Source organism: Mycobacterium sp. 4858 (assembly GCF_900240975.1).
Classification (GTDB): Bacteria; Actinomycetota; Actinomycetes; order Mycobacteriales; family Mycobacteriaceae; genus Mycobacterium.
On sequence record NZ_LT968776.1, the window covers coordinates 3,432,239 to 3,443,599 of the forward strand.

The window sequence follows — 11,361 nt, forward strand, 5'->3', positions numbered from 1 at the left end:
CCTGTGCCCGAATCGCTCCATGTGCCCCCGAGCGCGCCGGCGCGGGTGGTGGTGCTGGCGTCGGGCACCGGGTCGCTGCTGAGCTCCCTGCTCGACGCCGCGGCCGGCGAGTACCCGGCCCGGGTGGTGGCGGTGGGCGCCGATCGCGACTGCCCGGCCCTCGAGATCGCCGCTGGGGCCGCACTGCCGACCTTCACCGCCCGCCTCGGCGACTACCCCGACCGCGCCGCCTGGGACGCGGCCATCACCGAGACCACGGCGGCCAACTCGCCCGACCTGGTGGTGTCGGCGGGGTTCATGAAAATACTTGGGCCGCAATTTCTTTCCCGATTCTACGGGCGGATCGTCAACACGCATCCGGCGCTGCTGCCGGCGTTCCCCGGGGCGCACGGGGTCGCCGACGCGTTGGCCTACGGCGTCAAGGTCACAGGCTGTACGGTGCACCTGGTGGACGCCGGGACGGACACCGGGCCGATCCTGGCCCAGCAGGCCGTGCCGGTGCTCGACGGCGACAGCGTCGAGACCCTGCACGAACGCATCAAGGTCACCGAGCGGAAGCTCCTGGTGGACGTGGTGGCCGGGATCGCGACCGGCGGCCTGACCCTGGTCGGGAGAACAGCGACGATCGGACGAAAGGCGAGCAACCGATGAGCACCGACGACTGGCCGGAAACGGCGAAAAGGCCGATCCGCCGCGCGTTGATCAGCGTCTACGACAAGACCGGCCTGGTCGAACTCGCCCAAGGGCTGGCGGACGCGGGCGTCGAGATCGTGTCGACCGGGTCGACGGCGAAGACCATAGCCGACAAAGCGATTCCGGTCACCCGGGTGGAGGAGCTGACCGGCTTCCCCGAGGTGCTCGACGGCCGGGTCAAGACGCTGCACCCGCGGGTGCACGCCGGGCTGCTCGCGGATCTTCGCAAGGCCGAGCACGCCGCGGCGCTCGAGGAACTCGGGATCGCCGCCTTCGAACTCGTCGTCGTCAACCTCTACCCGTTCAGCGAGACCGTGGACTCGGGCGCCAGCCTCGACGAGTGCGTCGAGCAGATCGACATCGGCGGGCCGTCGATGGTCCGCGCAGCCGCGAAGAACCATCCAAGCGTGGCGGTGATCACCGACCCGCGCGGCTACGACGGCGTGCTCGCCGCGGTGCGGCACGGCGGCTTCACCCTCGCCGAGCGCAAGAAGCTGGCCGCGCTGGCGTTTCAGCACACCGCGGAATACGACATCGCCGTCGCGGGCTGGATGGAGTCGACGCTGGCGCCGGAGCACCCGCCGACCGCGTTCCCCAAGTGGCTGGGGCGCAGCTGGACCCGCACGGCGATGCTGCGCTACGGCGAGAACCCGCACCAGCAGGCGGCGCTCTACAGCGACCCGGCCGCATGGCCGGGACTGGCGCAAGCCGAGCAGCTGCACGGAAAAGAGATGTCGTACAACAACTTCACCGACGCCGACGCGGCATGGCGGGCCGCCTTCGACCACGAAGAGACCTGCGTCGCGATCATCAAGCACGCCAACCCGTGTGGGATCGCCATCTCGTCCGAATCGGTGGCCGACGCGCACCGCAAGGCCCACGAATGCGATCCGCTGAGCGCCTTCGGCGGCGTCATCGCGGCCAATACCGAGGTCAGCCTCGAGATGGCCGAGTACGTGAGCACCATCTTCACCGAGGTCATCATCGCGCCCGCCTACGCGCCGGAGGCTTTGGAGGCGCTGACGCGCAAGAAGAACATCCGGGTGCTGCTGGCCTCCGAGCCGCTGACCGGCGGCACCGAGCTGCGGCCGATCAGCGGTGGGCTGCTGGTGCAGCAGCGCGACGAGCTCGACGCGCACGGCGACAACCCGGCGAACTGGACCTTGGCTACGGGGTCCCCGGCCGATCCGGCGACGCTGACCGACCTGGTCTTCGCGTGGCGGGCGTGCCGCGCGGTGAAGTCGAACGCCATCGTGATCGCCGGCGGCGGGGCCACCATCGGCGTCGGCATGGGACAGGTGAACCGGGTGGACGCCGCCCGGCTGGCCGTTGAAAGAGGGAATGCGCGCGGCGGCGATCGGGTCAGAGCTGTCGGCGGCGCAGTGGCCGCATCCGACGCGTTCTTCCCGTTCCCTGACGGGCTCGAGACGCTGACGGCCGCCGGCGTGAAGGCGATCGTGCACCCCGGCGGGTCGGTGCGCGACGACGAGGTGACCGCGGCGGCGGCCAACGCCGGCATCACGCTGTATCTGACCGGGGCCCGTCACTTCGCGCACTGAACGTTCGGCGCGTGCGGCGATTGGCCAACGCGTAGCGTGGAGTGGTGCCATCACCCAGCAATCTGCCCCGAACCGTCGGCGAGCTGCGTGCCGCCGGCCACCGTGAGCGGGGAGTCAAACAGGAAATCCGGGAAAATCTGCTGACCGCGCTGGCGGAGGGCGACGAGGTTTGGCCCGGGATCCTGGGTTTCGACGACACCGTCCTGCCCCAGCTGGAGCGGGCGCTCATCGCCGGACACGACTTCGTCCTGCTCGGCGAGCGGGGCCAGGGCAAGACGCGGCTCCTGCGGGCGCTGGTCGGGCTGCTCGACGAGTGGACGCCGGTGATCGCCGGGGCGGAATTGGGCGAGCACCCCTACTCACCGATCACACCGGAGTCCATCCGCAAGGCCGCCACCCTGGGCGACGACCTGCCGGTGGAGTGGAAGCACCGCAGCGAGCGCTACACCGAGAAGCTGGCCACGCCGGACACCAGCGTCGCGGACCTGGTCGGCGACATCGACCCGATCAAGGTCGCCGAAGGCCGCAGCCTGGGAGACCCCGAGACCATCGCCTACGGCCTGATCCCGCGCGCGCACCGCGGCATCGTCGCGGTCAACGAGCTTCCCGACCTCGCCGAGCGCATCCAGGTGTCGATGCTCAACGTGATGGAGGAGCGCGACATCCAGGTGCGCGGGTACACGCTGCGCCTGCCGCTCGACGTGTTGGTGGTGGCCAGCGCCAACCCCGAGGACTACACGAACCGCGGTCGCATCATCACCCCGCTCAAAGACCGGTTCGGCGCGGAGATCCGCACCCACTACCCGCTGGAGCTCGACGCGGAGGTGGGCGTGATCGTGCAGGAGGCGCACCTGTCCGCGCTGGTGCCCGACTACCTGATGCAGGTGATCGCCCGGTTCGCCCGGTATCTGCGGGAGTCCAGTTCGGTCGACCAGCGCTCCGGGGTGTCGGCGCGGTTCGCGATCGCCGCGGCCGAAACGGTAGCGGCCGCCGCCCGGCACCGCGGCGCGGTGCTCGGGGAGACCGACCCGGTGGCCCGGGTGGTCGACCTCGGCACGGTGATCGACGTCCTGCGCGGCAAGCTGGAATTCGAGTCCGGTGAGGAGGGCCGCGAGCAAGCCGTGCTGGAGCACCTGCTGCGCCGGGCCACGGCCGACACCGCGTCGCGGGTGCTCGGCGGCATCGACGTGGGGTCGCTGGTGTCCGCGGTCGAGGGCGGTTCGGCGGTCACGACGGGCGAGCGGGTGTCGGCCAAGGATGTGCTGGCCGCGGTTCCGGCCCTGCCCGTGGTGGACAAGATCGCGGCCAAGGTCAACGCCCAGTCCGAGGGCGAGCGCGCCGCCGCGCTGGAGCTCGCGCTGGAGGCCCTGTATCTGGCCAAGCGGATCGACAAGGTGTCCGGGGAGGGCCAAACGGTCTATGGCTGAACCCTTTAAGGGGCACCGCCTACGGTACTCGGCGTACACCGGCGGGCCGGACCCGCTGGCCCCGCCGGTGGACCTGCGCGAGGCCCTCGAGCAGATCGGGCAGGACGTCATGGCCGGCACCTCACCGCGCCGCGCGCTGTCCGAGCTGCTGCGCCGCGGCACCAAGAACATGCCCGGCGCCGACCGGCTGGCGGCCGAGGCGAACCGACGCCGACGGGAATTGTTGCGCCGCAACAACTTGGACGGCACCCTGCAGGAGATCAAGAAGCTGCTCGACGAGGCGGTGCTGGCCGAACGCAAAGAACTGGCCCGCGCGCTCGACGACGACGCCCGCTTCGGCGAACTCCAGCTCGACGCCCTGCCGGCATCGCCGGCCAAGGCCGTTCAGGAGCTCTCCGACTACAACTGGCGCAGCAACGAGGCGCGTGAGAAGTACGACCAGATCAAGGATCTCCTCGGCCGCGAGATGCTCGACCAGCGCTTCGCCGGAATGAAGGAGGCCCTGCAGGGCGCCACCGACGAGGACCGCCAGCGCGTCAACGACATGCTGAACGACCTCAACGATCTGCTGGACAAGCATTCCCGCGGTGAGGACACCCAGCAGGACTTCCAGGATTTCATGAGTAAGCACGGCGAGTTCTTCCCGGAGAACCCGCGCAACGTCGACGAGCTGCTGGACTCGCTGGCCAAGCGCGCCGCGGCCGCGCAACGCTTCCGCAACAGCCTGAGCCCCGACCAGCGGGCGGAGCTGGATGCGTTGGCGCAGCAGGCATTCGGGTCGCCCGCGCTGATGCAGGCGCTGAACCGGCTCGACGCGCATCTGCAGGCCGCCCGGCCGGGGGAGGACTGGACCGGGTCCGAGCAGTTCTCCGGCGACAACCCGTTCGGCATGGGCGAGGGCACGCAGGCGCTGGCCGACGTCGCCGAGCTCGAGCAGCTGGCCGAACAACTCTCGCAAAGCTACCCGGGCGCCACCATGGACGACGTCGATCTCGACGCGCTGGCCCGCCAGCTCGGTGACCAGGCCGCCGTCGACGCGCGCACGCTCGCCGAATTGGAACGGGCGCTGGTCAATCAGGGATTCCTGGACCGGGGTTCCGACGGCCAGTGGCGGCTCTCCCCGAAGGCCATGCGCAGGCTGGGCGAGACGGCCCTGCGCGATGTGGCGCAACAGCTTTCCGGTCGGCGCGGCGAGCGCGACCATCGGCGCGCGGGAGCGGCCGGCGAACTCACCGGCGCCACCCGGCCGTGGCAGTTCGGTGACACCGAGCCGTGGAACATCTCCCGAACGCTGACCAACGCGGTGCTGCGGCAGGCGGGAACGGCCACCCTGGACGGCGGTACCGGATCGCTGAAGATCGCCGTGGACGACGTCGAGGTCTCCGAGACCGAGACGCGCACCCAGGCCGCGGTCGCCCTGCTGGTGGACACGTCGTTCTCCATGGTGATGGAGAATCGCTGGCTGCCGATGAAGCAGACCGCGCTGGCGCTCAATCACCTGGTGTGCACGCGATTTCGTTCCGACGCCTTGCAGATCATCGCGTTCGGCCGGTACGCCCGGACGGTGACCGCCGCCGAGCTCACCGGCCTGGAGGGCGTCTACGAGCAGGGCACCAACCTTCATCACGCGCTGGCCTTGGCCGGCCGGCACCTCCGGCGGCACCCCAACGCGCAGCCCGTCGTCCTGGTGGTGACCGACGGTGAGCCCACCGCCCACCTGGAGGACTTCGACGGTGACGGCACCACCGTGTTTTTCGATTACCCGCCGCACCCGCGGACCATCGCCCATACCGTGCGCGGCTTCGACGACATGGCCCGCCTGGGCGCGCAGATCACCATCTTCCGGCTGGGCAGCGACCCCGGCCTGGCCCGGTTCATCGACCAGGTCGCCCGGCGCGTCGAGGGACGCGTCGTGGTGCCCGACCTCGACGGCCTGGGCGCGGCCGTGGTGGGCGACTACCTGCGGTCGCGCCGCCGCTAGCCCGCGCGGGTTGCGGCTAGCCGGCATGCGCTCACTGGCGGTGGCCCGCAGCGTCAATGGACGCCAGCGGCGAAGACACGCACGTCCGGCCTCGGCCAGGCTGGGGTACCGGGTGCGCCCTGGTACCGGGATGCTCGTCGCCGCCGATAGGACCGTGGCCGACCGGGTATAGGACTTCACGAAGGAGGAGATGCATGAGCAAGGTTCCAACGATCGAACTCAACAATGGTGCCGGCATTCCGCAGCTTGGTTTCGGCGTGTTCCAGATCAAGCCCGACCAGACCGCGGCGGCGGTCAAGACAGCGCTCGAGATCGGCTACCGGCACATCGACACCGCCGAGATGTATGGCAACGAATCCGAAGTCGGTCAAGGCATCCGGGACGCGGGTCTCGATCGCGGCGACGTGTTCATCACCAGCAAGCTGAACAACGGGTTCCACAAACCCGACGACGCGCGCCGCGCCTTCGACGGAACGCTCAAGGCCCTCGGGTCCGACTACGTGGACCTGTTCCTCATCCACTGGCCGCTGCCCACGCTCTATGACGGCGACTTCGTCTCGACCTGGAAAGTGTTGGAAGAGTTCGCCCGCGACGGGCGCGCCCGCAGCATCGGCGTCTCGAATTTCCAAGTCCCGCACCTGGTTCGGCTCGCAAACGAAACCGACACCGTCCCGTCGGTCAATCAGATCGAGGTTCATCCCTACTTCGGTAACGAACAGGTCCGGGCGTACGGACGCGAACACGGCATCGTCACCGAGGCGTGGGCACCGATCGCGAAGGGCAACGTGCTCGACGATCCGGTGATCAACCGCGTCGCCGAGGCGCGGGGCAGGACGGCGGCGCAGGTGGTGTTGCGCTGGCACATTCAGCGCGGCGACATCGTCTTCCCCAAGTCGGTGACCCCGGAACGGGTTAAGGAGAACTTCGAGATCTTCGATTTCGAATTGGATCACTCCGACATGGACGCGATCTCAGCCCTGGACAAGGGTGAAGCGGGTCGGAACGGGCCCAACCCCGACAAGTTCGATTACGTGCCCGGCTGACGTTAGCCGCGGGGCCGGCGGGCCTTGCGAACGATGCCGACGGCGCCCCACAGCGAGAAGCCATGGATGTTCACCTTCGGTGCGCCGGGGGTGCCCTGCCCGAGGACGCTGCGGTCGAAGTTGCCCATGACGCCGCGGCCGTGGATCTCGACGTTGACTTCGGGCGGCAGCAAAATTTTCGTCGCACCCATGATCGACATCGCATGGATGTCGACTTCGGTCGAGGTGAAGTCGGCGTAGCGCAGATCCACCACGCCGTTGCCCCACAAGGCGAAGGTGGTCAGCTTCTTGGGCACGTTCCACCGGCCCCGCCGCTCGAAGCCGCTCAACAGAGCCAGCAGCAACGTTGACGGTGCGGGGTTGGGCTTGCCGCCGCGGCGCGGGCTGATGGGTGCGCCCGGCAGATCGGCCCGCAGCTGGTCCAGTTCCGCGTACGTGGTCGCGGCATACGCCCTGGTCAGACGGTCTTCGTAGTCCTTCATCTGCAGCCGGCCCTGCTCGGCCGCGTACGCCAGCAACTGCGCGAGCTGGATGCGATCAGTGTCGGCCGCGCGCGACGATTCGTCGCGCGTGTCGTTCGCATCGCGTTGCGCGGAGTTGCTCATCACCCACGAGCCTACGACGTCCGGCTATTGCCGCAAGAGGATTGGTCAAACTGCAACCTTGACCCGCGCCGGCCGGTTCGGGCGGCGGGGTTTGTTTGACACCTGGCTAACTCGTCCAGCTCGGGGCGCGCTTCTGCAGAAACGCCAGCATGCCCTCGCGGGCTTCGTCGGATACGAAGAGCCGGGCCGACTCTTCGGCGAGCCGTCCGGCGTCGCGGTCGAACCCTTCCAGCACCGCCGCCGTGGTCAGCGCCTTGGAGGCCGCCAGCCCCTGCGGCGAACCGCGGCCCACGTCGGCGAGCAGTCCGCCCACCGCGGCGTCGACGTCCTCGGCGGCCATCGTGATCAGTCCGATGTCCGCCGCCGTGGCGGCGTCGAACGTCTCGCCCGTCAGGTAGTAGCGCGCCGCGGCGCGTGGCGACAGCTTCGGCAGCAGCGTCAGCGAGATGATCGCCGGGGCGACGCCGATTCGGGCCTCGGTCAGAGCGAAGGTGCTGCGCGGCCCGGCGACGGCGATGTCGCAGGCACCGACGAGCCCGAACCCGCCCGCGCGGACATGCCCGTCGATGGCGGCGATGACCGGCAGCGGCGAGGAGACGATGGCCCTCATCACCGCGGTCATCTCGCGGGCCCGCGCGACGGCCATGTCGAAGGGGTCACCCGCGCCGGCCTCACTCAGGTCCGCCCCGGCGCAGAAGGTGTTGCCCGTATGCCCGAGTACGACCGCCCGCACCGCCGCGTCCGCCTGCGCGTCGCGCAGCCCCTGATGCAACTGCTCGACGAGCGCGGTCGAAAGCGCGTTGCGGTTGTGGGGCGAGTTGAGCGTCAGCCGCGCGAACGGGCCCCCGGTCTCGGTGGGACCGGCGTATTCGACCAGCGTTTCCATCAGTACGGCTTCAGTAGCTCCGAGGCAGACCCAGCGATGTCTGCGCCACGAAATTGAGCACCATCTCCCGGCTGACTGGGGCGATCCGCCCGAGCCTGGCCGAGGCGAGCATGGCGGCGACGCCGTACTCCTTGGTCAGCCCGTTGCCGCCCATCGACTGCACGGCCTGATCGACCGAGCGGGTAGCCGCCTCGGCCGCAGCGTATTTGGCCATGTTGGCGGCCTCGGCCGCGCCCGCGTCGTCGCCGCTGTCGTAGAGCGTGGCGGCCTTCTGCATCATCAGCTTGGCCAGTTGCACCTCGATGTGGCACTGGGCCAACGGGTGCGACAGCCCCTGGTGCGCGCCGATCGGCGTGCCCCACACCTGGCGGGTCTTGACGTAGTCGGCGGCCTTCTCGAGGGCGAACCGTCCCATCCCGACCGAGCTGGCGGCGCCAATGATCCGCTCGGGGTTCAGGCCGGCGAAGAGCTGCGCGATCGCGGCGTCCTCGGAACCGACCAGCGCGTCGGCCGGCAGCCGGACGTCGTCGAGGAAGACCTGGAACTGCCGCTCGGGACTGATCAGCTCCATTTCGATTGGCGTGTAGGTGAATCCGGGGGCGTCGGTGGGCACCACGAACAGCGCCGGCCGCAGCTTGCCGGTCTTGGCCTCTTCCGTGCGACCCACCACCAGCACGGCCTGTGCCTGGTCGATGCCCGAGATGTAGACCTTCTGGCCCTTGAGGATCCAGTCGCTGCCGTCGCGGCGGGCGGTGGTGGTGATCTTGTGGGAGTTGGAGCCTGCGTCGGGCTCGGTGATGGCGAAGGCCATCGTCAGGGTGCCGTCGGCGATGCCGGGGATCCAGCGCCTCTTCTGTTCTTCGGTGCCGAACTTGCTGATGATGGTGCCGTTGATCGCCGGGGATACCACCATCAGCAGCAGCGCGCTGCCCGCGGCGGCCATCTCCTCCATCACCAGCGACAGCTCGTACATGCCGGCACCGCCGCCGCCGTACTCCTCGGGCAGGTTGACTCCCAGGAAGCCGAGTTTGCCCGCCTCCGCCCATAATTCGTCGGTGTGCTCGTGCGCGCGGGCCTTCTTCAGGTAGTACTCGCTGCCGTAGTTGGCGGCCCACGCGGCCACCGACTTGCGCAGGGCCTGCCGTTCCTCGCTCTCGATGAAGCTGGTGTCGGTCATTACGAATCTCCTTCTGGTTGGGGCGCTTCCACTCTTGCCAGGACGGCGCCCACTTCGACCTGCTGACCGGTTTCGACGTTGAGCTCGGCGAGCAGGCCGTCGGAGGGGGCGGTGATGGTGTGCTCCATCTTCATCGCCTCCAGCCAGATCAGTGGCTGCCCGGCGGTGACGTTGTCGCCGATCTCGGCGCCGAGGCGGATCACGTTGCCGGGCATCGGCGCGACCAGCGAGCCCTGCTCGACGGCCGAACCGGGCTCGGGGAAACGTGGCAGCGCCACCAGGTGGACCGGCCCGCGCGCCGAGTCGACGTAGACGTTGTCGCTGTAGCGCGCGACGGCGAAGCCGCACGCCACCCCGGATCCGTCGGCGAGCACGACCTCGTCCGCCGTCGCCGAGACCAGCCGGACCGGCTCAGCAACGTTGGGGTCGGCCAGGAGCAATCCCGTTCTGGTGAAACGGTATTCGACCCGATGCTCCCCGCCGTCGGCGTCGCGGTAGGTTTTCACCTGATAGCCGGACGCCAGGTTGCGCCAGCCGCTGGGCAGCGATCCCAGGACCGGCGCGGTCGCGCGGTTGTGCGCGGCGTCGGCGAGCGCGGCGGCGATCGCGGACAGCCGGACGGTGGCGCCGTCGGCCAGCGGGGCCGACAGTTTCGTCAGGTCATGCGTGTCGAAAAACGCGGTGTCGGTGTCGCCGTCGAGGAACGCGGGGTGGCGCAGCACGTTGACCAGCAGCTCACGGTTGGTGCGCAGGCCGTGCAGCCGGGTGCGGGCCAGCGCGTCGGCGAGCACCAGCGCCGCCTGCCTGCGGGTCGGCGCGTACGAGATGACCTTGGCCAGCATTGGGTCGTAGTGAATCGATACCGTCGACCCGGCGCCGATGCCCGAGTCGAGGCGGATGCCCGTCCGGTGACCCAGCGTGCCGAATCGCGATCGGACCGCCGGCACCTCGAAGTTGTCCACCCGGCCGGCCTGCGGCTGCCAGCCCTGGGCGGGATCCTCCGCATAAAGCCGGGCCTCGATCGAATGCCCTTGCGCGGCCGGCGGTTCGGCGTCGAGCCGGTCGCCTGCGGCGACGGAGAGCTGCAGTTCCACCAGGTCGAGCCCGGTGGTTTCCTCGGTCACGGGGTGCTCGACCTGCAGGCGGGTATTCATCTCCAGGAAGTAGAACTCGCCGTCGTCATCGGCGAGGAACTCCACCGTGCCGGCGCCGGTGTAGCCGATCGCGCCGGCAGCCAGCCGCGCCGCGTCGAACAGCCTGGCCCGCATGCCCGGTATGCGCTCGACCAAGGGGGAAGGGGCCTCTTCGATGATCTTCTGGTGCCGGCGCTGGATGGAGCATTCCCGTTCGCCGACGGCCCAGACCGTGCCGTGGGTGTCGGCCATCACCTGCACCTCGATGTGGTGTCCGGTGGGCAGGTAGCGCTCGCAGAATACGGTCGGGTCGCCGAACGCGGACTGCGCCTCCCGGCGCGCGGCCTCCACTTCGCTTGCGAGAGCGGACAATTCGCGCACCACCCGCATGCCGCGGCCGCCGCCGCCGGCGGAGGCCTTGACCAGCACGGGCAGCTGTGCCTCGGTGACGGCGTCGGGGTCGAGTTCGTCGAGCACCGGAACCCCGGCGGCGGCCATCAGCTTCTTGGACTCGATCTTGGAGCCCATCGCGCGCACCGCGTCCACCGGCGGCCCGATCCAGGTCAGGCCCGCGCCCTGCACGGTGGCCGCGAAATCGGCGTTCTCCGAGAGGAACCCATACCCGGGATGTACCGCGTCGGCCCCTGCGGCGCGGGCGGCGGCGATGATCGCCTCGGCGTTCAGGTAGTCGTTGGCCTTCGGCAGCCGCACCCGCGCGTCCGCCTCGGCCACATGCGGCGCGGCGGCGTCCGGGTCGGTGTAGACGGCGACGGTCCCCAGGCCCAGCCGCCGGCAGGTGGCGAACACCCGTCGGGCGATCTCGCCGCGGTTGGCGACCAGCACTCGAGTAACCATGG

General features: G+C 69.6%; 9 protein-coding genes. 5 read left to right on the plus strand and 4 right to left on the minus strand.

Annotated features, from left to right (window positions below; all coding sequences use genetic code 11):
* Positions 1-3 precede the first annotated feature (3 nt).
* The 5 genes from purN (at position 4) to C1737_RS24970 (ending at position 6,703) form a co-directional block, all read left to right on the plus strand.
* A complete protein-coding gene (gene purN / locus C1737_RS24950; RefSeq protein ID WP_102419715.1) occupies positions 4-651 on the plus strand; it encodes a phosphoribosylglycinamide formyltransferase in 648 nt (215 codons plus the stop codon).
* Positions 648-2,252 carry a bifunctional phosphoribosylaminoimidazolecarboxamide formyltransferase/IMP cyclohydrolase gene (gene purH, locus C1737_RS24955; protein ID WP_068098782.1) on the plus strand — a complete coding sequence of 535 codons (1,605 nt, stop codon included), beginning with the start codon at positions 648-650 and terminating at the stop codon, positions 2,250-2,252. The genes purN and purH overlap by 4 nt, the downstream gene beginning before the upstream one ends.
* Before the next feature lie 41 nt (positions 2,253-2,293).
* Positions 2,294-3,679 carry an ATP-binding protein gene (locus C1737_RS24960; protein ID WP_068098781.1) on the plus strand — a complete coding sequence of 462 codons (1,386 nt, stop codon included), beginning with the start codon at positions 2,294-2,296 and terminating at the stop codon, positions 3,677-3,679.
* The gene (locus C1737_RS24965) at positions 3,672-5,660 is read left to right on the plus strand and encodes a VWA domain-containing protein (RefSeq protein ID WP_067921431.1); all 1,989 of its coding nucleotides are present in this window, start codon (positions 3,672-3,674) and stop codon (positions 5,658-5,660) included. Before C1737_RS24960 ends, C1737_RS24965 begins: the two co-directional genes overlap by 8 nt.
* Positions 5,661-5,854: 194 nt before the next feature.
* Positions 5,855-6,703, plus strand: coding sequence for an aldo/keto reductase (locus C1737_RS24970; protein ID WP_102419716.1), 849 nt, complete (start codon positions 5,855-5,857; stop codon positions 6,701-6,703).
* A 2-nt stretch (positions 6,704-6,705) separates the two neighbouring features.
* Here the strand turns inward: C1737_RS24970 and C1737_RS24975 are convergent, their stop codons facing one another.
* The 4 genes from C1737_RS24975 to C1737_RS24990 all read right to left on the minus strand — a co-directional run bounded on the left by C1737_RS24975 (position 6,706) and on the right by C1737_RS24990 (position 11,359).
* Positions 6,706-7,308 carry a DUF1707 domain-containing protein gene (locus tag C1737_RS24975; protein WP_067921427.1) on the minus strand — a complete coding sequence of 201 codons (603 nt, stop codon included), beginning with the start codon at positions 7,306-7,308 and terminating at the stop codon, positions 6,706-6,708.
* Positions 7,309-7,414: 106 nt separating this feature from the next.
* Positions 7,415-8,194 (minus strand): enoyl-CoA hydratase family protein, encoded by a 780-nt coding sequence (locus C1737_RS24980; protein ID WP_067921425.1) that lies wholly within the window; start codon positions 8,192-8,194, stop codon positions 7,415-7,417.
* Positions 8,195-8,204: 10 nt separating this feature from the next.
* Positions 8,205-9,371 (minus strand): acyl-CoA dehydrogenase family protein, encoded by a 1,167-nt coding sequence (locus tag C1737_RS24985; protein WP_067921423.1) that lies wholly within the window; start codon positions 9,369-9,371, stop codon positions 8,205-8,207.
* Positions 9,371-11,359 (minus strand): biotin carboxylase N-terminal domain-containing protein, encoded by a 1,989-nt coding sequence (locus tag C1737_RS24990; RefSeq protein ID WP_102419717.1) that lies wholly within the window; start codon positions 11,357-11,359, stop codon positions 9,371-9,373. Before C1737_RS24990 ends, C1737_RS24985 begins: the two co-directional genes overlap by 1 nt.
* Positions 11,360-11,361 lie beyond the last annotated feature (2 nt).